21 protein-coding genes and 1 pseudogene are annotated in these 23074 nt (G+C 63.2%); 15 read left to right on the forward strand and 7 right to left on the reverse strand.

Annotated features, from left to right (window positions below; translation table 11 throughout):
* Positions 1–4 precede the first annotated feature (4 nt).
* Positions 5–775, reverse strand: a complete 771-nt coding sequence (locus FN060_RS07610; RefSeq protein ID WP_142587539.1) for an ABC transporter substrate-binding protein — start codon at positions 773–775, stop codon at positions 5–7.
* A 325-nt stretch (positions 776–1100) separates the two neighbouring features.
* Between FN060_RS07610 and FN060_RS07615 the strand changes: the two genes are divergently transcribed.
* Both FN060_RS07615 and FN060_RS07620 read left to right on the forward strand, forming a co-directional pair.
* On the forward strand, positions 1101–3194 hold the full coding sequence (locus FN060_RS07615; RefSeq protein ID WP_142587540.1) for an OmpA family protein: 2094 nt from the start codon (positions 1101–1103) through the stop codon (positions 3192–3194).
* 137 nt (positions 3195–3331) lie between these two features.
* Positions 3332–3736: a GFA family protein gene (locus tag FN060_RS07620; RefSeq protein WP_142587541.1), complete on the forward strand. Its 405-nt coding sequence runs from the start codon at positions 3332–3334 to the stop codon at positions 3734–3736.
* On the opposite strand, the gene FN060_RS07625 is transcribed toward FN060_RS07620, so the two are convergent.
* Positions 3712–5664, reverse strand: a complete 1953-nt coding sequence (locus FN060_RS07625) for an LTA synthase family protein (protein ID WP_244665717.1) — start codon at positions 5662–5664, stop codon at positions 3712–3714. The genes FN060_RS07620 and FN060_RS07625 overlap by 25 nt on opposite strands.
* Before the next feature lie 155 nt (positions 5665–5819).
* Between FN060_RS07625 and FN060_RS07630 the strand changes: the two genes are divergently transcribed.
* Positions 5820–7499: an NAD+ synthase gene (locus tag FN060_RS07630; protein WP_142587542.1), complete on the forward strand. Its 1680-nt coding sequence runs from the start codon at positions 5820–5822 to the stop codon at positions 7497–7499.
* Positions 7500–8341 (forward strand): annotated as a pseudogene (locus FN060_RS07635) (TolB family protein).
* A gap of 9 nt (positions 8342–8350) precedes the next feature.
* On the opposite strand, the gene FN060_RS07640 reads toward FN060_RS07635, so the two are convergent.
* A complete protein-coding gene (locus tag FN060_RS07640; protein ID WP_142587543.1) occupies positions 8351–9028 on the reverse strand; it encodes a hypothetical protein in 678 nt (225 codons plus the stop codon).
* 74 nt (positions 9029–9102) lie between these two features.
* A complete protein-coding gene (locus FN060_RS07645) occupies positions 9103–11406 on the reverse strand; it encodes an NADP-dependent malic enzyme (RefSeq protein WP_142587544.1) in 2304 nt (767 codons plus the stop codon).
* A 198-nt stretch (positions 11407–11604) separates the two neighbouring features.
* Between FN060_RS07645 and FN060_RS07650 the strand changes: the two genes are divergently transcribed.
* Together FN060_RS07650 and FN060_RS07655 are read left to right on the forward strand one after the other, a co-directional pair.
* Positions 11605–12408: a UDP-2,3-diacylglucosamine diphosphatase gene (locus tag FN060_RS07650; protein WP_142587545.1), complete on the forward strand. Its 804-nt coding sequence runs from the start codon at positions 11605–11607 to the stop codon at positions 12406–12408.
* Positions 12409–12507: 99 nt separating this feature from the next.
* A complete protein-coding gene (locus FN060_RS07655) occupies positions 12508–13713 on the forward strand; it encodes an MFS transporter (RefSeq protein WP_142587546.1) in 1206 nt (401 codons plus the stop codon).
* On the opposite strand, the gene dgcA is transcribed toward FN060_RS07655, so the two are convergent.
* Positions 13665–14645, reverse strand: a complete 981-nt coding sequence (gene dgcA, locus FN060_RS07660) for an N-acetyl-D-Glu racemase DgcA (protein WP_142587547.1) — start codon at positions 14643–14645, stop codon at positions 13665–13667. The genes FN060_RS07655 and dgcA overlap by 49 nt on opposite strands.
* A gap of 147 nt (positions 14646–14792) precedes the next feature.
* Between dgcA and FN060_RS07665 the strand changes: the two genes are divergently transcribed.
* Genes FN060_RS07665 through FN060_RS07680 form a run of 4 tightly spaced genes read left to right on the forward strand, consistent with a single transcriptional unit; the run spans position 14793 to position 18730 of the window.
* Entirely contained in the window at positions 14793–15917 is a 1125-nt protein-coding gene (locus FN060_RS07665; protein ID WP_244665779.1) for an ABC transporter permease, read from the forward strand.
* 10 nt (positions 15918–15927) lie between these two features.
* On the forward strand, positions 15928–16755 hold the full coding sequence (locus tag FN060_RS07670) for an ABC transporter ATP-binding protein (protein WP_244665718.1): 828 nt from the start codon (positions 15928–15930) through the stop codon (positions 16753–16755).
* 9 nt (positions 16756–16764) lie between these two features.
* Positions 16765–18135: an MlaD family protein gene (locus FN060_RS07675; RefSeq protein WP_142587549.1), complete on the forward strand. Its 1371-nt coding sequence runs from the start codon at positions 16765–16767 to the stop codon at positions 18133–18135.
* A 13-nt stretch (positions 18136–18148) separates the two neighbouring features.
* Positions 18149–18730 carry an ABC-type transport auxiliary lipoprotein family protein gene (locus tag FN060_RS07680; protein WP_142587550.1) on the forward strand — a complete coding sequence of 194 codons (582 nt, stop codon included), beginning with the start codon at positions 18149–18151 and terminating at the stop codon, positions 18728–18730.
* Between the two features lie 114 nt (positions 18731–18844).
* Here FN060_RS07680 and FN060_RS07685 read toward each other — a convergent pair whose 3' ends face one another.
* Entirely contained in the window at positions 18845–19117 is a 273-nt protein-coding gene (locus FN060_RS07685; RefSeq protein ID WP_142587551.1) for a hypothetical protein, read from the reverse strand.
* 120 nt (positions 19118–19237) lie between these two features.
* Here FN060_RS07685 and crcB point away from each other — a divergent pair, with 120 nt between their 5' ends.
* The 5 genes from crcB to FN060_RS07710 are packed head-to-tail and all read left to right on the forward strand — an operon-like array spanning position 19238 to position 22635.
* A complete protein-coding gene (gene crcB / locus FN060_RS07690; RefSeq protein ID WP_142587552.1) occupies positions 19238–19615 on the forward strand; it encodes a fluoride efflux transporter CrcB in 378 nt (125 codons plus the stop codon).
* A gap of 35 nt (positions 19616–19650) precedes the next feature.
* A complete protein-coding gene (locus FN060_RS07695) occupies positions 19651–20640 on the forward strand; it encodes an RluA family pseudouridine synthase (protein ID WP_142587553.1) in 990 nt (329 codons plus the stop codon).
* Complete coding sequence (locus FN060_RS07700; protein ID WP_142587554.1) at positions 20637–21290, forward strand: HAD family hydrolase; 654 nt, start codon at positions 20637–20639, stop codon at positions 21288–21290. The genes FN060_RS07695 and FN060_RS07700 overlap by 4 nt, the downstream gene beginning before the upstream one ends.
* 8 nt (positions 21291–21298) lie before the next feature.
* A complete protein-coding gene (locus FN060_RS07705) occupies positions 21299–22087 on the forward strand; it encodes an ATP12 family chaperone protein (RefSeq protein WP_142587555.1) in 789 nt (262 codons plus the stop codon).
* A 53-nt stretch (positions 22088–22140) separates the two neighbouring features.
* The gene (locus FN060_RS07710; RefSeq protein ID WP_244665719.1) at positions 22141–22635 is read left to right on the forward strand and encodes a hypothetical protein; all 495 of its coding nucleotides are present in this window, start codon (positions 22141–22143) and stop codon (positions 22633–22635) included.
* Here the strand turns inward: FN060_RS07710 and sugE are convergent.
* Positions 22632–22949: a quaternary ammonium compound efflux SMR transporter SugE gene (sugE, locus tag FN060_RS07715; protein WP_142587556.1), complete on the reverse strand. Its 318-nt coding sequence runs from the start codon at positions 22947–22949 to the stop codon at positions 22632–22634. The two genes, FN060_RS07710 and sugE, sit on opposite strands and share 4 nt — an antisense overlap.
* Positions 22950–23074: the final 125 nt, after the last annotated feature.

Genomic DNA, 23074 nt, shown 5'->3' on the forward strand with positions numbered 1-23074 from the left:
TGCCTCAGTCGCCGTAGACGTCGAAATCAAAGTACTTGTCGTTGATTTCCTTGTACTTGCCGTTCTCACGGATCGCGGCGATGGCGGCGGTGAACTTGTCAGCCAGGGGATCGCCCTTGCGAACCGCAATGCCGGCGCCTTCGCCGTTGATCTCCACGTCAGGCGTCAGCGGCGTCAAGATCTTGCAGCAGGCGCCGTCCTCGGACTTCACCCATTCCGAGAGCACGACCACGTCGTCGATCACCGCATCGATACGGCCGTTCTGGATGTCGAGCTTGTATTCGTCAGCCGTCGGATAGAGCTTCAGATCGGAGTCCGGCATGTGCTTTTCGGCGTAGTTCGCATGGGTGGTCGAGGTCTGGGCGCCGAGCGTCTTGCCCTTCAGGCCTTCCAGATCGGTGATGTCGGTGTCCTTTGGGACCGCGATTGCCGGCCCGGTGTTGTAGTACTTCTTCGAGAAGTCGACCTGCTGGAGCCTCTCCGGCGTGATCGACATCGAGGCGATGATGGCGTCGAACTTCTTGGCCTGCAGAGCGGGGATCATGCCGTCCCAGTCATTGGTCACGAGTTCGCACTCCGCCTTCATTTCCTCACACAGGGCCTTGGCGATGTCGATATCGAAACCGGTCAGGGTGCCGTCGGTCTCAAGGCTGTTGAAGGGCGGATAGGCTCCCTCGGACGCGATGACGATCTTTTCCTGAGCCGAGACAGAACCGGCGAAAAGGGCGAATGCTGCAATCGAAGCGGCAGCAAGAAAATGTGGTGCAATACGCATGATGATCCTCTCTGTTGGCGGCCGGCGCGGTTGTTGGGTTGCTCTTATCCGCGCCCGGAAGCGGAGCTCGCGCTCCGGCTGCAGATTTTTAGATACCGGCTGCACGGGAATTGCAACGGCATTTTACGTGCAGGTCCATCGCCCAGACGGTTAGGCGAAGCTCGATGCGCGCCGGATGGCCATTCACCGGAGGTTCAGTCCCGTGAGGGCAAGCTTCAGGGAACAAAAAGCGTGACGTCTCGTTGAGCGCCCGCACCATTGCGTACGACGTCCGGCATAAGGACGCGTGAAGAAGGGACGACAATCCCAAGTCGAGGAGAATTCGATGTCCATCAAATCCAGACTGTTCGCCAGCGTCGCAGCGCCGCTCGTGTCGCTGCCGCTGATGATTCAGCCGGCCGGTGCCGTGATGCTGAAGGCACCTCTGAGCGCTGAAGCAGAAGGCGACGTCATCAAGGTTCAACAGAGATTGATCCTGCCCGACGGAACCCCGGCGCCGGAAGAGGAACAGCCTCAGGAGGAGGCGCCTGCCGAGGAGCCTCCGGCCGAAGAGCCGCCCGCCGAGGAGCCACCTGCCGAGCCCGCACCAGAACCGGCGCCGGAGGCACAACAGGAAGCACCGGCTGAAGTGCAGCCGGAACCAGGACCGGAACCAGAACCAGAGCCCGAAGTAGCCCCTGAACCGGAACCCGAGCCGGAGCCAGCGCCTGAACCGGCACCAGAGCCCGAAGCTCCTGCTGAACCGGAAGCCGAGGCTCCCGAAGCTACGCCTGCACCGGAACCGGAGGCACCGGCTGCTGAGGAAGCACCGGCTGCTGAGACAGCGCCGCAGCCCGAAGAGCAGCCAGCCGAGGAAGCTCCGGCGGAAGAAAGCGCGCCGGCTACGAGCGAAAGCCCTGCGGCGGAAGAGGCGCCTGCTGAGCCGGCTCCGAGTGCGGAAGAGGTGCCTGCCACGGACGCCGCTCCGACGGAAGAAGCTCCAGCGGAGGCGCCGTCTGCTGAAGAGGCTCCAGCCGAAGAACAGCCAGCCGACGCCACCGCACCGAGCGCTGAGACTCCTGCCACCGGCGAAGCGCCTGCGCCAGCCGAGGAGGGTACGACCACCGATGCCGATGGGGCAGCAGCTCCGACTGCTGACCCCGCCGCCCAGGCCAGCGAGCCCGCCGTCGCAACGACGCCTGAACAGGTCGAGCGCGCCCAGCAACTGGCCGAGGATCCGTCCGCGGCTGAAGAGGGCGAGACTGTCCTGCTGCCGGTCGAGAATGGCGCTGCCATCCTCGACAGCCAGAAGGAAACGACAACCACCACCACGACAACCACCACGACCACGACCGAAGCTCCGGCTGCCGATGCGCAGGCTCCGGTACAGGCGCAGTCGACCGAGCCGGTCGCCGCTCCGACGTCCGATGCTGAAGCCCAGGCTCCGCTGCAGCAGCGCGGCACGGTAGAGATGCGCGCGATCACCTCCGTTGAGGGTGAGCGCATCGAGAGCGCACCGGAATATCGTCGGATTGATGGCTGGACCTATCGGGATGGAGACGGCCGGCGTGACCGGGACCGTCGTGATCGCCTCGACCGTGACGACGACGATCTGCGCGTGATCATCTCGATCGACAACCGGACCATCGTTCGCAGCGATGACTCCCGCCGCTTCTATCGGGACGGAGGCGAAGTCTATTACGAGCGCCTGCCCGGCGAGCGCTATCGTGAAGTGGTAGAACGTCCCGGCGGCGTACAGGTGGTGACGATCCGCAACAGCTATGGCGTCGTCGTCCAGCGTTCGCGCATCATCGATGGTGAGGAATACGTGCTCTACTACGCTCCCGAACTCTATGAGGAAGAGGAGTATGTGTGGCGCGATCCCGGCCGGGAACTGCCGCCGATGCGCCTGACGGTGCCGGTCAGCGAATACATCATCGACACCTCCAGTGATCCGGATCGTGATTATTACGAGTTCCTGGAACTGCCACCGGTCGAGCGCGTCGAGCGTGTCTACTCGATCGACGAGGTTCGCTACTCCGCCCGTATCCGCGACAAGGCCCGACGGATCGATCTTGACACGATCAAGTTCGCCACCGGCAGCGCGGAAATCCCGATGAACCAGGCGACGTCGCTCCGCAAGGTCGCCGATGCGATGAAGAAGATCCTCGACGACAACCCGGCCGAGACCTTCCTCATCGAGGGACACACGGATGCGGTGGGATCCGATGAAAGCAACCTCATCCTGTCCGATGAGCGTGCCGACTCGGTCGCCGTGGTCCTCACGGATGCATTTGGCATCCCGCCGGAGAACCTGACCACCCAAGGCTATGGCGAACGCTTCCTGAAGATCAGGACCGAGGCTGCCGAGCAGGAGAACCGCCGCGTCACGATCCGCCGGATCACGCCGCTGGTGAAGCCGGTCGCGTCCAACCAGTAAGCGTACACTGACTCGAATTGAAAAGCCGCCGGAGCGATCCGGCGGCTTTTTCGCGTCTCGCTGATGCTTACCGTCAACGGAATGCGTTTGAGAACGGGATGGCCGTCATCTACTCCTTCAACGCAGGGAGGAAGAATATGATGGTAAAGAAAAGTGGACGCTGCCTGTGCGGGACGGTGTCATTCGTCACATCAGGGCCGCTGGAGGATCTGACCGCATGTCACTGCTCGCAATGTAGACGCCAGACCGGCCTCTACTACACGGCCACCAGGCTGAAGGTCGCCAACCTCAGGATCGCGGGAGAAGACGGCGTGCGGTGGTATCGCGCAAGCGCCCAGGCCCGGCGCGGCTTCTGCGCGACCTGCGGTTCGGCCCTGTTCTGGAAAGAGGATGATGCTGACGATATCTCGGTTCTCGCCGGTGCTTTCGACCAGCCGAGCAGCCTGACGATGGGCTGCCACATCTTCTGTGATGACAAGGCCGACTTCTATGACCTGCCTGATGACGGGCGCCCGCGCTATCCCGGCAGCCGGGGCGACTGAGGCAGGGCAGCCACGGGCTCGCCCGCCTCCGCTTCGTCGCCCTCAAGGCCGGGGAAGAAGCGTTCGCGGGAGAATTGGTCGCCGAAGATCATGTCGTGTTGCAGCAGCCGGTATTCCTGGAGGGGAGGCGGTGCCGCCTTCCGTCCATCCTGCCAGCCGGGGTGCGCCGAACCCTCGGCATCCACCAGCATGTAGCGGTCGATCACCGAGTAGTGCGCGGCGATCTTTCCGAGGAAGCCGGTGTAGAAGGGATCACTGAGGCCGGCGGACGTTACGATCTGGTGGGGGAGAAGCGCCGGACTGATCGTCCCGAGATCTTTTCTCGGCCCCGTCTTCGACGACCAGACGATCAGCGGCGTCTCGTGTTCCTTGAGCATGACCGGCAGAGGCGCGCGTCGGGCGGCGACGGCATCCTCCATATAGCCGCTTTCGACGAAGGCTTTCCCGAGCGGCGGAAGATGATCGCCGAAAAGGACGATGATGGTCTCGCGTGGCCGCGTCTTCGCCCACTCCATCAGCCGTGTCAGACTTGCGTCCGCTTCCCGGACACCCTCGGCATAGGTGCCCACCTGCTGCGTCGCAGCGGCCGAGAGGGTGCTGGCAAGTTCGACGTTTTCGGAAGGATAGCGCGTGGCTTCATAGGGGCCATGCCCCTGCAGGGTGACAGCAAACAGGAAGAGCGGCGCGGCACTTTCGTCACCGATACGCATGATCTGGTCGATCAGGGCTTCGTCGGATGCGAACCGGCCGCGCTTTTCCAGCTCAGGAAGCGCGTCCTGTGCCAGAAAACGATCGAAGCCGAGATGTCGGTAGACATTCTCACGATTCCAGAACCAGCCCTCGAAGGGGTGAAGGGCGACCGCTTCGTAGCCCTTGTCGCGGAAGAACCTCGCAAGCGAAGGAAGCGGGCGGCGGATATACTGCTGGTAGGGGATACTGCCATAGGGGAGGAAGGCGTTAGAGAAGCCCGTCAGTGCCTCGAACTCGACATTGGCAGTCATCCCGCCGAATTCCGGGGAGAAGACATTGCCGGCCTGATTTTGGCGAATGGTCGGCATCGGATCGGCCGTGAACTCCACCCCCGGCATCCTCGTCGGATCCCAGAGCGATTCGCTCATGACCACAATGACGTCCGCAGGCTGGCTCCGGCCTGCCACCGGGGAGGCGGGAGTGACGTCCCGGTCAACCTCCACCTGTGCGATCGCCGCTGCGTCATATCCTTTGGGAACCGAAACCTTCGACATGGGCGCATTGAAGGCAAATGCGACGAGGAAGCCGTTATGCCTGTAGTTTGCAGCCTGGTCCCACATCATCGGCCGGATCTTCAGCCGGTCGCGCAGCCAGGAATGGTCGGTATATTCCATCATGGGCGTAAAGCCGACGAGGAACGGCAGAGAGAAGACCAGGCGAAACAGGCGCGCGCGGGAGGAGAGCTTCGGAAAGCGGTTCCAGGCGAAGAAGCCGCAGTAAACAACGAGTGCCAGCACCAGCACTGTCACAAGGCCTAGCGTAACTGCCATCAACGGCTGGGCACTCGCCATGACCGGCAGGAGTTCCTTGATCTGGCGGGCAAAGAGGAGGTCGGACGGATAGAGCGGATCGGAAAGATATTGCTGCTTTTCGCCGGATAGGAAAGCGAGCGCGAGTGCGGCGGGAGCAATGAGAAGCATGGAACGGAAGGCGCGACCCATCAGCACGTCGAGGCCCAGCGCGATCATGAAGATGCCGGCGACTGTCGTCAGCCCAGGCATCGAAAAAAGGAACTGCGGAATCCTGTGAAGGGGCCGCCCGGCCAGCGATTCGACTCCTGCCACAAGCGCGACAGACAGCATCAGGAGAAGGAGAATGATCGCGCCATGATGAAGCGCGGGCGAGACGCGGCCAATATCCTTCTTCGGCAGATCTCCATGCTCGGCGGCTTCGGCCACAGTCGTACTCCATGCTAAGTCCTGTCATGAAGCCGTCACATAACTGTCATGAACGGGAGGTGAACCCGTTGAAGACGACAAGGTTGCATGGGGTCTGCCAACGATCGGCGGGCGTCGCCGTTGCTCGCTTTCCCAGGCTGCGGTAGATCTCGCACATGACCCAGAAAAATCCCGAAGCTCGCGCCCTTCGTATCGCCATCGCCCAGATCAACCCGACCGTGGGAGACGTGGTCCAGAACCTTGCAAAGGCACGCGAGGCAAGGGCCGAAGCCGCGCGCGAGGGCGCCGACCTGGTGATTTTCACCGAGCTCTTCATCTCCGGCTATCCGCCCGAGGACCTGGTTCTGAAGCCCGCCTTCCTGAGAGCCTGCCTTCAGGCGGTCGAGGCGCTGGCTGCGGACACGGCCGATGGCGGACCGGGCGTGGTCATGGGTTTCCCGCGGCAGGGAGAGCGCGGGCGACATAATTCTATCGCGGTGCTGGACGAGGGCAGGATCCTCGCCGTTCGCGACAAGGTCGACCTGCCGAACTATGGCGAGTTTGACGAGAAGCGGGTGTTCGTAGCTGGCGAGATGCCGGGGCCGGTAAACTTCCGCGGCATCCGCCTCGGTATTCCGATCTGCGAGGATATCTGGGGCGATCTTGGCGTCTGCGAAACGCTCGCCGAGAGTGGGGCTGAGATCCTGCTGTCACCGAATGGTTCGCCCTACTATCGCGGCAAGGTGGATGTGCGCCACCAGGTGGTGCTGAAGCAGGTGATCGAGACCGGGCTGCCGATGATCTACGCCAACCAGTTGGGCGGCCAGGATGAGCTTGTCTTCGACGGCGCAAGCTTCGGCTTCAATGGCGACCGGACGCTGGCATTCCAGATGAGCCAGTTTGAGTCCGCAATCACCGTCACCGACTGGCGCGGCGGGCCGGATGGATGGCGCTGTACGAACGGTCCGATGGCACGCCTGCCGGAAAAGGAGGAAGCGGACTATCGCGCCTGCGTCCTCGGCTTCCGGGACTATGTTAACAAGAACGGTTTCAAGTCCGTGGTCCTCGGCCTTTCTGGCGGCATCGATTCTGCCGTCTGCGCGGCGATTGCCGTCGATGCGCTGGGCGAGGAGCGGGTGCGCTGCGTCATGCTGCCCTATCGCTACACATCTGAGGAGTCGCTGAAGGATGCCGCCGACTGCGCCAGCGCGCTCGGGACGCGCTATGACATCGTCCCGATCGCCGACCCGGTCGAGGGCTTCCTGTCGTCGCTCGCGGAGCTCTTCGAGGGAACGGACGAGGGGATCACCGAGGAGAACCTCCAGAGCCGGACCCGCGGCACGATCCTGATGGCGATCTCCAACAAGTTCGGGTCCATGGTGGTGACGACCGGCAACAAATCGGAAATGTCGGTCGGTTATGCGACGCTTTACGGCGACATGAACGGTGGCTTCAACCCGATCAAGGACCTCTACAAGATGCAGGTCTATGCGATCGCCGACTGGCGCAACAAGCACATGCCGCCGAACGTGCTCGGACCAACGGGTACCGTCATCCCGCAGAACATCATCGCCAAGGCACCGTCAGCGGAATTGCGGCCCAATCAGACCGACCAGGATTCCCTGCCACCCTATCCGGTGCTCGACGATATCCTGGAATGCCTGGTGGAGCAGGAAATGTCGGTGGAGGAGATCGTGGCGCGCGGCCATGACCTGGCGACCGTGCACCGGGTGGAGCACCTGCTTTATCTTGCGGAATACAAGCGGCGGCAATCGGCGCCCGGCGTCAAGATCACGAAGAAGAACTTTGGCCGTGACCGGCGCTACCCGATCACCAACCGTTTCCGGGACCGGTAGATGCTTCGCAGCTCCATCGAGACGTTCGATCTCGCCACCCGCCAGAGCCGCGTGGTCTGGCAGACGGAGGCGCTGCTCGAAGCGCCGAACTGGTCGCCCTGCGGGCGATACCTGCTCCTCAACAGCGAGGGACTGATCTACAGGCTGCCGATCGACGGCAGCATGCGCCCGGAGCTGGTCGACACGGGCTTCGCCCAACAGTGCAACAACGATCACGGCATCTCCGCGGATGGTTCGCTGATCGCGATCTCTGACAAGGCCGAGTACGGCCAGTCGGCCTCTACGTGCTCCCGGCTGCCGGTGGCGAGCCGCGGCTGGTGACACGAAACCTTCCCTCCTACTGGCATGGCTGGTCGCCCGACGGACGGAAATTCGCCTATTGCGGGATCAGGGACGACCTCTTCGACATCTACACGATCGACATGGAAGGTTGGGAAGAGTGTCGGCTGACCTTCGGCGAAGGACGCAATGACGGGCCAGACTATTCACCGGATGGCTGCTGGATCTACTTCAACTCCAGTCGCAGCGGCCTGATGCAGATCTGGCGGGTGCCGGCTGAGGGAGGCGCGGCCGAGAGAATCACCGAGAGCGCCTATGGCGACTGGTTCCCGCATCCGTCACCGAACGGTGACAGGATCATTTTCCTCTCCTACGATCCGGAGGTTTTCGACCATCCGCGGGATAAGCCGGTCCGGATCCGGATCATGGATTCCGATGGCGGCAATGCCGAAACCCTGGTCGAGCTCTTTGGCGGACAGGGGACAATGAACTCCCCCAACTGGTCGCCGGATGGCAGTGCCTTCGCCTATGTCCGCTATTTTCCCGTCAACACGTCAGGCTGAGTGGCCCGGTCATTGCCTCGGCTGGGCCCCGTCCTTTGCGGGATTGGCGAGGTCGATCCGATCGTCGTCGGGAAGAAACACCGGGCCTACGGTTCGCACCGGCTTCGACGCGTCATAGGGCCGCTCGGGGGGCGGGGGCGCCGCGATTGCCTCGGCGTCCGGCGAGGGCTTGCGTCCGGCGTCCGGGGCCAGGGTCGTGATGCTGGAGTAGGGTTTCACTGATCCCTCACCGTGAACGGAGGGGGAAGGGTCGGCGGAAACGGGGACCGGCTCCGGGACTGCGTCAGCCTGACAGCGGTTTTCCTGCAGCGCTGCGAGGATGGCGTTACGCTCTCCGCTCGGGCGCAGGATGCGTTGAGCCGCCGCGCGCTGTGCGGCGATGGCGTCCCGCGCCGTTTCCATCTCCCGCAGGGCGACTGCCAGGTCGGCGCAGAGGTCGTTCTGCCGGCCGAACGTAACGATGCTGCCACCGCAGCGCGCGCGCCGCATTTCCGTCCGCAAGTGACGGATTTCGTCATCATGATAGCGCAGCGCCTCAGCGTGCCGACGAACCTCCGTCGTGCTTCCGATCACTTGCGGCAGCGTCGCAAGCCGCCTCTGCAGCGTCCGGCAGATGTCCGGCGTCTCGGCCGTCGCCGTCAGCGGAACGAACAGCAGTGCGGCCGTGATGGTAAGGCGAAGGAACATGCCTCCTCCTGTCGAAGCAATCTCTCCCCGCGATCATCCACATCGCCGGTTGAGATTGTCATAACAGGAGCCGGTCAGCCTTGCGACGCCTCGACCACCGCCAGAGCAGCCATGTTGACGACGCCGCGCGAGGTGACGGATGTCGACAGGATATGCGCGGGCAAGGCAGCGCCGAGGAGGATGGGGCCGACATGCAGCGCATCCATCATGGTCCTGACGATCCCGAGCGAGATGTTGGCCGCATCGAGATTCGGGAAGACGAGGAGATTGGCTTCACCGGTGAGGGTGCTGTCCGGCATGGCGCGCTTGCGCAGCGGCTCCGACAATGCCGATCCACCCTGCATCTCGCCGTCCACTTCCAGTTCCGGCGCCTGCCGGCGAAGAAGCGCCAGGGCCTCTCGCATCTTTGCCGCACTTTCGGAATGGCGTGAACCGAAGTTGGAATGGCTGATGAGTGCCGCCTTTGGCGTGATCCCGAAGCGACGGATTTCCTGCGCCGCCAGGATCGTCATTTCGGCGATCTCCGCGGCAGACGGATTGTAGGTGACGAAGGTGTCGGTGAAGAAGATTGCGCCGCGCTGGGAGATCAGCAGGCTCATGCCGGAAAAGGCGTGAACGCCCGTGCGCTTGCCGATGATCTGGTTGACGTCACGCAGATGCTTGTCGAAGCGACCTTCGACACCGCAGATGAGCGCGTCAGCCTCGCCACGACGAACGGCAAGGGCACCGATCACGGTCGTGTTGGTGCGGACGACGGTACGGGCAGCTTCCGGATTGACCCCCGCACGGCCCACGAGAGAGAAGTAGTCGTCGACATAGTCGCGGTAGCGCGGATCGTCTTCCGGGTTGACCACCTCGAAATCGACGTTCGGGCGGATGCGGATGCCGAAGCGTTTCAGGCGGGCCTCGATGACGCTCGGGCGACCGATCAGGATCGGCCGCGCCGTGCGATCTTCGAGCAGAACCTGCGCGGCGCGCAGCACGCGCTCATCCTCGCCCTCGGCAAAGATGACGCGGTTCTTCTCGGCGCTCTTTGCGGCGCTGAAGATCGGCTTCATCACGAAACCGGAGCGCCAGACGAAGCGGTTCAACTGGTCGAGATAGGCGTCGAAATCCTGGATCGGCCGAGAGGCCACGCCCGTTTCAGCCGCAGCCTTCGCGACGGCCGGCGCGATGCGCAGGATGAGACGCGGGTCGAAGGGCGAGGGGATGAGATAGTCGGGGCCGAAGACAGGGGTCTCGCCGCTATAGGCGCGGGCCGCGACGTCCGAGACCTCCTCGCGGGCCAGCGCGGCAATGGCCTGCACGGCGGCCATCTTCATCTCCTCGTTGATGGTGCGGGCGCCGCAGTCGAGCGCACCCCGGAAAATATAGGGGAAGCAGATGACGTTGTTCACCTGGTTCGGGAAGTCCGAGCGCCCGGTGCAGATCATCGCATCAGGACGCGCTTCCCGTGCGAGCTGCGGCATGATCTCCGGGGTCGGGTTGGCGAGCGCCATGATGAGCGGCTTCTCGGCCATCTTGGCCAAGAGCTCCGGCTTCAGAACGCCGGCGGCGGAGAGGCCGAGGAACACGTCGGCACCCTCGATGCTCTCGTGCAGGCTGCGCTTATCGCTCTCCTGGCAATAGATCGCCTTCCACTGGTCCATCAGCGTCTCGCGGCCGAGATAGACGAGGCCTTCGATGTCGTGGACCCAGATGTTCTCCTTGCGGGCGCCAAGCAAGACGAGCAGGTTGAGGCACGCAAGAGCCGCCGCACCGGCACCGGAGGCGACGATCTTCACGTCGGCGATGTTCTTGCCGGCAAGTTCCAGGCCGTTCAGGATGGCCGCGGCGACGATGATGGCGGTGCCGTGCTGGTCATCGTGGAAGACCGGTATGTTCATCTTTTCGCGAAGCTGGCGCTCTACCTCGAAACACTCCGGCGACTTGATGTCCTCGAGATTGATGCCGCCAAAGGTCGGCTCGAGCGCCGAGATGGTCGAGACCATGCGGTCGATCTCGTTGGCATCGATCTCGATGTCGAAGACGTCGATGCCGGCGAACTTCTTGAAGAGGACGGCCTTGCCCTCCATCACCGGCTTGGACGCCAGCGGCCCGATATTGCCGAGGCCGAGAACCGCCGTGCCGTTGGAGATGACGGCGACGAGGTTGGATCGGGCCGTATAGTCGGCTGCGGTGTTCGGATCGTCGCGGATGGCAAGACAGGGGGCGGCGACGCCGGGCGAATAGGCGAGCGCAAGGTCGCGCTGGTTGCCGAGCGGCTTGGTCGGCTGGATCTCGAGTTTGCCGGGGCGCGGGTAACGGTGGAAGAAGAGGGCCTGCTCGTCGAGGTCGCCCGATTTGCTCGTACCGTTCACCTTTACGTCGTCCTGCATCTCTGGCGCCTCCGGGATTCGTCTTTAGTCCAATGCGTTGTGAGGCATTCCTTACAACAATCGTTGCGGCGGAACAGCAGTAATTTCCGCAGGCAGGGAGGAGGGCGAGATGGCGCGGGGAGGTGTCATGTTCCTGAAACACGAGTCTGGTTTTGAGGGGCGAGCCACGGATCGCAACGACAGGGGACATCGACCGCGATGGCGAATGCAAGGCATTTCCGCACCATCTTTCTTTCGGACGTCCACCTCGGCTCCAAGGCGGCACGTACCGATCTGCTCCTCGACTTCCTTCGCCACCATGAGGCCGATACGATCATCCTGGTCGGTGACATCGTCGACGGTTGGCGCCTGAAGCGGAGTTGGCACTGGCCGCAGGGGTGCAACGATGTGGTGCAGAAGCTGCTCCGCAAGGCCCGCAAGGGAACGCGGATTGTCTACATCCCCGGCAATCACGACGAGTTCCTGCGCGACTTCCCCGGCAGCCATTTCGGCGGCATCGAGGTGGCCGAGCGTTTGATCCACGAGGCGGGCGATGGAAAGCGCTACCTGGTGCTGCATGGCGACGAGTTCGACGTGGTGGTCCGCAATGCGCGGCTTCTCGCCTATCTCGGGGACTGGGCCTATGATGCGGCGATCGTGATCAACATCGGCCTGTCCGCCATCCGCCGGCGGCTCGGCATGCCCTACTGGTCCTTTTCTGCCTGGGCAAAGCTGCAGGTCAAGCAGGCCGTCAACTTCATCGGCGAGTTCCAGCGCGTGGTGGCGGACGAGGCGCGGCGCAACAATGTCGACGGTGTGATCTGCGGCCACATCCATCATGCGGTGATGGAGGACATTGACGGCATTCATTACATCAACACCGGCGACTGGGTGGAAAGCTGTACGGCCGTCGCCGAGCACCGGGACGGGACCATGGAGATGATCGAGTGGCACGGGCTCGAAACCGTCCCGGCGCCTTCGCCCGTACCGGCGGAAATCCTCAACGACATGAAGGCCGCCTGACGCTTGCGACATTCTGGTCGGGCATTGCCTTTCTGCCACAGGCTCGAACGCGGCCGCGTGCTACGGTCGTGATCCCGGACCTGATTCCCTGTTGCTCCCGTGATCACTGGCACTGCGACCGAGCCGCCGCCTCGGCACTTCCAACTGCGCTGCGCGCTCGCATTCGCGGCGCCGATCGGCGTCAACGGCATCATCCTCCCGTATTTTCCGGTGTGGCTCGACACGCTGAGGTTCAGCGAGTTCGAGATCGGCATGATCCTCGCGATCCCGATGATTGTCCGCATCGTCACGGCTCCGATCGTTGGTGCCATTGCCGACCGCCTCCAGGAACGGTCGAAGGTACTGATGTGGTCAGGCATGCTCTCCTTCATGACGGCGCTTGCCCTGTTTGCCGTCACCGGGTTCTGGCCCGTCCTCATCGTCTATGCTCTCCAGGCGGCCTTCTTCGCCGCCTATGTCCCGGTGGTCGATTCGATTGCGGTGAGCGGCGTGCGGCGCTGGGGGTTCCAGTATGGGGCTCTGCGGGTATGGGGATCGGTCGGGTTTGTCGCCATGAGCCTGCTGATGGGGCAACTCATCGGCATCTGGGGCGGAGGAGTCCTTCCGACCGTCGCCTGCCTTGCCTTTGCGATGACAATCGCGGCCGCCTTTGCTGCTCCCCGGATCGGCCGGAAGCGGCGCCCTTCTGCGGGCCTGCGCAATTGGCGCCTCGGAGCGATGGGACGGCTCGACCTGCACATGCTGATGATCGGTGCCTCCGTGGCGCAGGCAAGCCACGCCATGTTCTATGCCTTCGGCGCCATCCACTGGCAGCAGGTCGGCTTCGATGGCATGGAGATCGGCATCCTCTGGAGCGCGGCAGTGATTGCCGAGATCGCAGTTTTCTTCGCGTCCGCCTTCATTGCAAGGCACCTGTCGCCCTGGACCATGATGCGCCTGGGCTGCGCTGTCGCAGTGGCCAGATGGGCGATCTTCCCAATGCCCCTCGGTTTCTGGGCGTATCTGCTTTTGCAGTCGGCGCACGCCTTCACGTTCACCTTCCTGCATATCGGTGTTCAGCAGAAGCTGGTCGAGATCGTCCGCGAGGAGCAGGAATCGTCGATGCAGGGAACCTATTTCTTCTACAATGGCGCCTTCCTCGCGCTGGCTACATTTCTCTCCGGCGCCCTTTACCGCAGCTATGGAGTGTCGAGTTACCCGGCGATGTCCCTGACCGCTGCGCTCGGCCTGTTGCTGCTTGCGTTGGCGGCGCGCCTTCAGCCCCAGAGTGCCGAGGGCGGCGGAAAGAGCGTCGACCCTTCGTAGTCAAGACCGGGTTGCCGGTCGCGGGCCAGCAGAAGCGGACCGTCGAGATCGGCATAGTCGACGTCCTGCGCCAGCAGTGCCGCCGGCGCCATTGCAAGCGACGTACCGACCATGCAGCCAACCATGATCCCAAGACCGAGCCGCCTGGCTTCCGCCTTCATGTGCAGCGCCTCGGTCAGTCCCCCGGTCTTGTCGAGCTTGATGTTCACCGCATCGTATCGGTCGCGAAGGCCGACAAGGTCCGCGGTGGCGTGGACGCTCTCGTCGGCACAGATGGGCACCAGCCTTTGGGTCCGTGCCAGCAACGCATCTTCTCCAGCAGGCAGGGGTTGTTCGATCAGGTCGATTTGCATCTCCCGGGCGACGTGGAGATGCTCCTCGAGGTTCTGCTCCGTCCATCCCTCGTTGGCATCGACGATGATGCGGCATGCCGGTGCCGCCTCCCGCACCGCCCGCATCCGGGACGTGTCGTCAGTCGTCCCCAGCTTGACCTTGAGCAGAGGCCGCTGGCCGTTGTGCGCAGCCGCCGCGGCCATGGCATCCGGTTCGGCGAGCGACAGCGTGAAGGCCGTCGTGATCGGATGCGGCACGACGCCGAGCCTTTCGGCGACCGGGGTTCCAGTCAGCTTGGCCTCCAGGTCCCAAAGTGCGCAATCGACGGCGTTGCGCGCCGCGCCAGGCTTCATCAGCGACTGGATCTCGATTCGGTTCGCGCCCGCAGCGATCGCGGGCCTGACCGCAAGGATGTCAGCGAGGACCTGCTCTACCGTCTCGCCGTAGCGCCGGTAAGGGACGCATTCGCCCCGGCCGGACAAGCCGTCGGCCGAGATCGAGCAGGTGATGACCTCGGCTTCGGTCTTGGATCCGCGGGAGATCGTGAAGAGGCCGGCAATCGGGAAGGCTTCTATTGTGGCCTCAAGGTTACGGCGCATGCTTTTGAACGTCCCATAAGTGGTATTTCCAGACGGCCACGTTATATTGCCGCTCGTCTCACCCGATCAACCTGTCATCGGCATTGCCGCGCCAATTGACGAAAGAAGCCAGTGCCGCCCCAGTCCCTCGAAATCAGCATCGCCGAGATGGCAGCCGAAGCGATGCCCGGGGGTGATGGCGAGCGATTCGTGGCGCGAGGTGACTGGCGCAACCACAGCATCTCCGATGTGCTCGGCACGCTTGAGCGGCTCGAGAAGGCATCCGGGCGCGGAAGGGTGGATATCGACGTTTCCGGCGTACAGGCGATCGATACCGCCGGCGCCTGGCTGATCCGTCGCCTCATCAGTGCCAAGCAGGAGCAGGGACGCGAGGTCTCGCTGTCGGGGGCGCACGGTGCCATCGACGAACTGATTGCAGTCCTGCCTGAAAAGGCTCCGGCGCCAACTGCATCACCCGGTCCGCGCGCCTCTCTCTTCGAACGCATCTTTGCGCCGATTGGCAAGCTCGTGAGCGAACTGGCCGGCGACGCGGTAGCCGCCATGCACATCCTCGGATCAGCGGTCCGGGGTGCTCAGATGAAGCTTGGTCGCGGTGGCGGCGTTTCCCCTGCATCTGTCGTCAACCAGATCGACCACATGGGCGTCCGAGCGGTGCCGATCATCATGCTGATGTCGTTCCTGATCGGTGCCATCATCGCGCAGCAGGGCGCCTTCCAGCTACGTTATTTCGGTGCAGAGATCTTTGTCGTCGACCTTGTGGGAATCCTGCAACTGCGCGAGATCGGCGTGCTTCTCACGGCGATCATGATCGCGGGCCGCTCCGGCAGCGCGATCACCGCCGAAATCGGCTCGATGAAGATGCGCGAGGAGATCGATGCGCTGACGGTCATCGGGCTCAACCCCGTCGGCGTCCTGATCTTTCCCCGCCTGGTCGCGCTGACGATCGTGCTGCCGCTGCTGACGATCATCGCGAATTTCTCTGCGTTGTACGGCGCCGCGGTGGTCGCGTTCACCTACTCGGGCATCACGTTCGACACCTTCCTGTCGCGCCTGCACGAGGCGATCGACCATACCTCGGTGGCGTCTGGCATGATCAAGGCGCCGTTCATGGCGCTGGCGATCGGGATCGTCGCCGCCGTCGAAGGCATGAAGGTAGGGGGCAGCGCCGAGTCGCTCGGCCGCCACGTCACCGCGTCGGTGGTGAAGTCGATCTTCGCGGTGATCGTCATGGATGCCTTCTTCGCGATCTTCTACTCCGCGATCGACTTCTAGGAGCGGCGGAGTGAGGGAAACGGATTTGCAGCAACAGGATCGACACGGCAGGCAGGTGGTACTGTCTGTCCGCGACGTGACCGTCGGCTTCGGCTCCAACATCGTGCTCGACAACCTGAACCTCGACATCTATCGCGGCGAGATCCTGGGGTTCGTCGGAGCCTCCGGGACGGGCAAGTCCGTGCTGATGCGCACCGTCCTGCGGCTTCTGCCGCGCCGCTCGGGCAGCATAGAAATCCTCGGAACGGACTACGACAAGGCCGACGAGCAGCAGCGGATGGCCCTCGACACGCGGCTTGGCGTGCTTTTCCAGCATGGCGCCCTGTTCTCCTCGCTGACGGTCAAGGAAAACATCCAGTTGCCGATGCGCGAATACCTCGACCTGCCGCAGGCGCTGATGGATGAGCTCGCCTACCTGAAGATCGAGATGGTGGGGCTTGCTCCGGACGCCGCCGACAAATATCCGTCCGAACTCTCCGGTGGCATGATCAAGAGAGCAGCATTGGCGCGGGCGCTGGCGCTTGATCCGGATCTCGTTTTCCTGGACGAGCCCACGTCAGGCCTCGATCCGATCGGGGCCGCGGATTTCGACATGCTGATTGCCCGGCTGCGCGATACGCTCGGCCTCACCGTCTACATGGTAACCCATGATCTCGACAGCCTTTTTTCCGTGTGCGACCGTATTGCAGTCCTCGGACAGAAGCGGGTATTGGTGGAAGGGACGCTGGAGGACATGTTCGCATTCGACGATCCGTGGGTTCAATCCTACTTCCGCGGCAAGCGTGCTCGCTCGGTCGTGAGACCGGACGCACCTTCGGCGCATCCAGAAAAGAAGTGATCTGAGGTCATGGAAACCAAAGCCAACTATGCGATCGTCGGGTTCTTCACCCTTCTGGTGATCGCCGCCGCCTTCGGATTTGTCTACTGGATGGCGCAATCGGGGCGCGGCGGGCCGATGGCCGAGTTGGCTATCCGCATTCCCGGCTCCGCGAACGGCTTGTCGGTAGGCTCGCCGGTCCGCTTCAACGGCATCCCGGTCGGCTCGGTGCGCAACCTTTCGATCGATCCGGACGATCCCCAGTATTCCATCGCCTTCACGGAAGTCCGCGCCGACGCGCCGGTCTACCCCTCGACACGCGCGGTTCTCGAAGTGCAGGGCCTCACGGGGGCTGCCTACATCGAGCTATCAGGCGGCAACAAGGGCGAGGAGAACATCCTGCAGAAGGCGATGGAGACCGAGCGTCCGGCCGTCCTCATCGCCGATCAGTCGAGCGTGACCAATCTGCTCGCGACCGCCGACAAGATCCTCGACCGGGCGAACCAGGCGATCGGCGACATCCAGGGTTTCGTCGCCGATTCTCGCGGACCGCTCACCCAGACGATCCGAAACGCGGAGACATTCACCGCCTCGCTCAGCAACAATTCCGGTGCGATCGACGAGTTCCTGGGCAGCATGTCGACACTTTCGGGCACATTCAACCGCGTTTCCGAGCGGCTGGACTCGACGCTTGAGGCGGCGGAGGAACTGGTGCGAGCCGTCGATGCGGAGAAGGTCAATCAGGTCGTCTCGAACGCCGAGCGGACCACGCGGAATATCGCCGACGCATCGGACAATCTTGATGAGATCGCCCAGAGCGTCCGTGAAGCCGCGTCCGGTTTCCAGCGCGCCACCGAGGATGCCCAGTCGGTTCTGAGACGCGCGGACCAACTGATGGCGGCGATCGACACGCAGAACATCGGCACCGCCGTCAACAACATCACCGCCGCCAGCGAGGATGCTAGAACGGCGATCTCGTCCGCCCGCGGCATCGTCGATGATGTCGCCGCCCGCCGGGAGGATATCGACCGGGCGATCGGCGATTTCACCGATCTTGCCCAGAAGCTCAACAATGCGTCGAACCGGGTCGATGGTATCCTCACCAAGGTGGATGGCCTCCTGACGAGCGACGATTCAGAATCACTGTTCGCCGAGGCGCGGCGCACGCTCGAGTCGTTCCGCACTGTTGCGGACAACATCAACGCGCGGGTGGGGCCGATTGCCGACAACCTCCAGCGGTTCTCCGCCTCGGGTTTGCGCGATATCCAGACCCTGGTGGATGACACCAGACGGACAGTCCGCAGCCTGAACGATACCATCAGCAATTTCGACGAGAACCCGCAGAGGATCATCTTCGGCGGGGAAACGGTGAAGCAATATGACGGCAGGACGCGTCGATAGGAGCAGAGTTCGCATGACCTGGAAGCATTGGGCGGTCCTGCCACTGGTGGCGCTTCTCGCCGCCGGCTGCGGATCGAAGGCCAGCAATGACACCTTCGACCTTTCGATCACCCCGGCAAGCACGGGCCCGGCGGCGCGCGGGCGCCAGATCCTTGTTCCCGAGCCGACGGCGCTGAAATCGCTGGACAGCGAGCAGGTGGTGGTTCGTGTCTCCCAGGCAGAGATCCAGTACCTTGCGAAGTCGCAATGGGGCGATCGTCTGCCACGTATGGTCCAGTCCAAGCTGGTGGAAGCCTTCGAGAACAGCGGCCGGCTGGGCGGCGTCGGCAAGCCGGGGCAGGGCCTTGCCATCGACTACCAGATCGTCACCGATATCCGCACCTTCGAAGTCGATACCAGCGGCACCGATGTGGCGAAGGTCGAGATCTCGGTGAAGATCCTCAACGATCGCAACGGCACCGTACGGGCTCAGCAGGTCTTTGCGGGAAGCGTGCCGGTGTCGGGATCAGAAAACCGAGACTTCATCGCCGCTCTTGACCGGGCATTCGCCAAGGTCGGCGCGGAGATCGTCGAGTGGTCGCTGCGCGTCATGTGACCGGCGAGCCTTGGGGTGGACCGCCCAAGGCGCATCAACTGTAAGCAGCAACTGTCAACGCCTCGGCGATCTGCGGGCGGCGCCAGTATCTGAATTGAGCGATCGGGCGGAGCCTCAGTCCTCGAGGCTGCGATAAGCGGCCTGGACCTGCGTAAGTGTTGCCTGCTGACCCATGCGATAATTGGGAGCGAGCAAATCGAAATCGACAGTGGAGGCTGGGATGAGCTGGTCGACCGTTGCGTCACCCGTCTTGGCACGGAGATTTCCCCGATCAGCGATCACCCTGGCGTCCTGGGCCTCGTCCTTGGCCGACAGACGGCGCGCAGGCTTCAACGCATCTGCTGCGTAAGCCGCCGTGTTCGCCGAGACTGAAACAACCAGGGTCATGTGAGTTTATCCACTGCTCCAGCCTAGAATCTAACGGGGGGCGGCTTGGTTCCCTGTTAAGGAATTCGTTAGGGTTTTAATCATTGCTCGTTTTTCTGTCCTTTTTCGGATCGCCTGTTGATGCTGCATCTGCTTCTCGTCGCCGCTGGCGGCGCCACCGGCTCCGTTCTCCGCTACCTGGTCGGACACTGGAGCCTTCGCCTGCTGGGCCCGTCGTTTCCGTGGGGCACCCTGATCGTGAACGTGTTGGGCTCTTTTGCCATCGGTCTCCTGGCCGAACTGGTCGCCCGAAAGCTGGACGCCTCCTTGGAGATGCGGCTGTTGCTCGTGACGGGCTTCCTTGGCGGCTTCACCACCTTTTCCGCCTTCTCGCTTGATGTCCTCGTACTTTTCGAGCGCGGTGCGACGGGAGCGGCCGTCGCCTATATCCTCGGCAGCGTCGGGATCTCGCTGGCGGCGGTGATGGGCGGGCTGGCGCTTGGTCGGTCGATGTTCTAAAGACCGGTCAAACCGAAGAAGAACGAAAGAACATCATGGCAGGCATCGAGCACATCCGCGTTGAGGCGGACGAAGCGGGCATGCGCCTGGACCGTTGGTTCAAGGTCCATTATCCCGGTCTCGGCTTTGGCGCGCTGCAGAAACTGCTGCGCTCGGGCCAGGTGCGTGTCGATGGGGGGCGGGTGAAATCCGACGCCCGTGTCCAGCCCGGGCAGACGGTGCGGGTCCCCCCGCTGGATGTCGATACGAAGAAGGCCGGGCCCATCGCCGGCAAGGATCTGAAGCATTCCAGCGACTACGAGCTGTTGCAGCGCATGGTGTTGCACGAGGATGACAAGGTGATCGTCCTCAACAAGCCGGCGGGGTTGGCGGTCCAGGGTGGTTCCGGCGTCACGCGTCACATCGATCAGATGCTGGATGCCTGGATCAGTCCGAAGGGGGAGAAGCCGCGCCTCGTCCATCGCCTGGATCGTGACACGTCCGGCGTGCTGGTGATTGCCCGCACCCGCGGGGCCGCTCAGAAGCTGACGGCGGCGTTTCGCGAGCGCGACACGAAGAAGACCTATTGGTCGCTGGTGAAGGGCGTGCCGCGCAAGCACGAGGACAAGATTTCGACCTGGCTCGTCAAGGAGCAGACGCCGGACGGCGATCGGATGCGCATCGCCAAGCACGGGGAGGCCGGCGCCGACCATGCGGTTTCCTTCTACCGCGTTCTGGAAACGGCCGCACAGACCATGGCCTGGCTGGAGATGGAGCCCTACACCGGCAGAACGCACCAGTTGCGCGTCCATGCCCTGCATATCGGGCACCCGATCATCGGCGATCCGAAATATTTCGATGACGACATCAACTGGGCGTTCCCCGGCGGCATCCAGAAGCGGCTGCATCTGCATGCCCGTCATATCGACATCCCGCATCCCTCTGGTGGCCGCCTGAAGGTGACGGCGCCGCTGCCGCCGCACATGGTCCAGAGCTGGAACCTGCTCGGCTTCGACCTGGAGAGCGGCAGGAGTGCCGACGAATGAAACTCATCCTCTTTGACTGCGACGGCACTCTGGTCGACAGCGTGTCGCTGATCCACGAGACGATGCGTCGAACCTTCCTGCATTTCGACAAGCCGGAGCCGAAGGTGGAGGCGACGAAGGCGATCATCGGCCTGACTCTCGATATTGCCATTGCACGCATGCTGGGGCGCCCGCATGCGGGCGACGAGGAAGTGGCGATGATGGCCTATTACAAGTCGCTGTTTTCCGAGGTGCGACGGGACCTTGATTTCCGCGAACCGTTGTTCCCGGGCATCCGGGAGTTGGTCGATAAGATCGGGCCGCGAGACGATCTGCTCATCGGGGCCGTCACGGGCAAGTCTCGCCGCGGACTGGATCTCATCATGGAGACGCACGGGTTCGGCAAGTACTTCGTCGTATCCCGAACGGCAGACGACTGCCCCTCAAAGCCGCATCCCGCAATGGTGACGGAATGCTGCGACGAGACGGGGATGGTACCGAGCGTGACGATTGTCATCGGTGATGCCGTCTACGACATGCAGATGGCGAAAACGGCCGGTGCGACGGCGATCGGGGTCTCCTGGGGCTACGCGTCCGTCGAGGATCTCTGGAACGCCGGAGCAGATGCGGTCGTTGACCACCCGAGCGAGTTGCTGGCGCATATCGGCTGAGGTTTCTGATGCGAGACGAGTTTAAAGATCTTGAAGAGACGAGCCATCCGGATCCGACCCGGCGTGCGCAGATCCAGATGAAGCGGCCCTTGCCGAAGCGCTTCTACAAGCAGGTGTCCGTCGGCGAGGATGAGGGTGGCTATGCGATTCTGCTCGACGGCCGGCCGGTGCGGACGCCGGCGAAGAACCCGCTGACCGCACCCACTGCAGGGCTTGCCGAACTGATGCGGGCCGAATGGGACGCACAGGGCGAGTCGGTTGATCCGCAGACCATGCCGGTCACGAAATTGGTGAATACCGCGATTGACGGTGTGGCACTCGATCCGCAGGCGGTTTTTGAGGATATCCTGCGTTTTTCGGCCAGCGACCTTCTGTGCTACCGCGCCGATGCTCCAGAGGAGTTGGTGGCGCGGCAATGCGAGCGCTGGGATCCGCTGATCGACTGGGCGGCCAGCGAGCTCGGAGCACGCTTCATCCTGATCGAGGGTGTCATGCCGCAGGAGCAGCCACGCGAAGCGACCAGTGCGTTCGCGGTCACGCTGCGAAAGTACGACTCGCCGATCGAACTCGCCTGTCTCCATACGGTGACCACCCTGACCGGCTCTGCGATAATTGCCCTCGCCTTCGCAGAAGGTCGTCTTTCCCCAGAAGAGGCCTGGTCGCTCGCCCATCTCGACGAGGACTGGACGGAAGAGCACTGGGGCGTCGATGCGGAGGCCAGGCTGCGTCGCGAGCGGCGCCATGAAGAATTCAGCGCGTCTGTAGCAGCCTTCAAGAGCCTTCGGCAGCCGGCTTAAGCCTTCGCTAACTACGGCCACGGATGATCCGGGGAGTTTTCCCGGGATCATCCATGTCTGTCCGCCCACTTGCGCTCTGCATTCTTCTGGTGACCCTGCCGCTGCTGATGTCGTTCCGGCTGCAGCCGGCGGCGGCCGAGCGCGAGGCGCTGCTCTACGACGTGCGGGCGGCCTTCGTGACGGCGAGGGAAGATGTCCCGGCGCTGCTGGTGACGGAGACGGACAGGCTGATGAACGACGCGATCCTGACAACAATCCGCGGCCGCGTTCTCCCCCGCACCATCCTGGCGATTCGCGTCGAACACCACAAAGCGGTCCCGGCCTTGCTTGGCGGAAGGCGCGAGGCGACAATCACGGTCGAAGCAGTCGCGGTTGCGAACGGAGAGGCGATTGCCGAGGGGACGTTCACCACGTCCGTCTTCTCCCTCCGGCGTGAATCCCTTGAACTGCTGCTGGCGGAGAAGATCGCGGCTCGCATCGCGAGCGAGTTTCGCCTGACTCGTGAAGGGCCGGTCACACTTGCGACGGCGCTCTTTGCCGCCCCCTAGCCGGACGCGACCTTCAGCCCGACGATTCCTGCAATGATCATGGCGATGCAGCCCAGGCGAAGCGCCGAGGCAGGTTCCGCAAACAGGACGATGCCGAGAATGACGGTGCCGACGGTCCCGATGCCGGTCCAGACGGCATAGGCGGTGCCGACGGGAAGGGAGCGGATGGCAAGTCCAAGGAGCACCACCGACACCACCATGGCAGCGAGGGTGAGAAGCGTGGGGAGTGGCCGGGTGAAGCCTTCGGTATATTTGAGGCCGATCGCCCAGCCGATCTCGAAAAGTCCAGCAAGTGTCAGAAGTATCCAGGCCATTGCCTTACTCCGTTTGAAGGAGCGAGGCCGTCCCCGCGGAGATGACCGGGCCAGCCCGGCGGCAGTCGTCTGCCTGCTCGATATATGGTGACCTTCGCGGGTGGCGGCAACCGCCCGTACGGCAT

It is taken from the genome of Pseudorhizobium halotolerans, from assembly GCF_902153235.2.
GTDB lineage: Bacteria > Pseudomonadota > Alphaproteobacteria > Rhizobiales > Rhizobiaceae > Neorhizobium > Neorhizobium flavum.

Excerpts from the sequence above, each read along its gene's own strand:
- FN060_RS07610 (WP_142587539.1), bottom strand. The coding sequence starts at position 775 with ATGCGTATTGCACCACATTTTCTTGCTGCCGCTTCGATTGCAGCATTC.
- FN060_RS07615 (WP_142587540.1), top strand. The coding sequence starts at position 1,101 with ATGTCCATCAAATCCAGACTGTTCGCCAGCGTCGCAGCGCCGCTCGTG.
- FN060_RS07620 (WP_142587541.1), top strand. The coding sequence starts at position 3,332 with ATGATGGTAAAGAAAAGTGGACGCTGCCTGTGCGGGACGGTGTCATTC.
- FN060_RS07630 (WP_142587542.1), top strand. The coding sequence starts at position 5,820 with ATGACCCAGAAAAATCCCGAAGCTCGCGCCCTTCGTATCGCCATCGCC.
- FN060_RS07640 (WP_142587543.1), bottom strand. The coding sequence starts at position 9,028 with ATGTTCCTTCGCCTTACCATCACGGCCGCACTGCTGTTCGTTCCGCTG.
- FN060_RS07645 (WP_142587544.1), bottom strand. The coding sequence starts at position 11,406 with ATGCAGGACGACGTAAAGGTGAACGGTACGAGCAAATCGGGCGACCTC.
- FN060_RS07650 (WP_142587545.1), top strand. The coding sequence starts at position 11,605 with ATGGCGAATGCAAGGCATTTCCGCACCATCTTTCTTTCGGACGTCCAC.
- dgcA (WP_142587547.1), bottom strand. The coding sequence starts at position 14,645 with ATGCGCCGTAACCTTGAGGCCACAATAGAAGCCTTCCCGATTGCCGGC.
- FN060_RS07665 (WP_244665779.1), top strand. The coding sequence starts at position 14,793 with ATGGCAGCCGAAGCGATGCCCGGGGGTGATGGCGAGCGATTCGTGGCG.
- FN060_RS07675 (WP_142587549.1), top strand. The coding sequence starts at position 16,765 with ATGGAAACCAAAGCCAACTATGCGATCGTCGGGTTCTTCACCCTTCTG.
- FN060_RS07680 (WP_142587550.1), top strand. The coding sequence starts at position 18,149 with ATGACCTGGAAGCATTGGGCGGTCCTGCCACTGGTGGCGCTTCTCGCC.
- FN060_RS07685 (WP_142587551.1), bottom strand. The coding sequence starts at position 19,117 with ATGACCCTGGTTGTTTCAGTCTCGGCGAACACGGCGGCTTACGCAGCA.
- crcB (WP_142587552.1), top strand. The coding sequence starts at position 19,238 with ATGCTGCATCTGCTTCTCGTCGCCGCTGGCGGCGCCACCGGCTCCGTT.
- FN060_RS07695 (WP_142587553.1), top strand. The coding sequence starts at position 19,651 with ATGGCAGGCATCGAGCACATCCGCGTTGAGGCGGACGAAGCGGGCATG.
- FN060_RS07700 (WP_142587554.1), top strand. The coding sequence starts at position 20,637 with ATGAAACTCATCCTCTTTGACTGCGACGGCACTCTGGTCGACAGCGTG.
- FN060_RS07705 (WP_142587555.1), top strand. The coding sequence starts at position 21,299 with ATGCGAGACGAGTTTAAAGATCTTGAAGAGACGAGCCATCCGGATCCG.
- FN060_RS07710 (WP_244665719.1), top strand. The coding sequence starts at position 22,141 with ATGTCTGTCCGCCCACTTGCGCTCTGCATTCTTCTGGTGACCCTGCCG.
- sugE (WP_142587556.1), bottom strand. The coding sequence starts at position 22,949 with ATGGCCTGGATACTTCTGACACTTGCTGGACTTTTCGAGATCGGCTGG.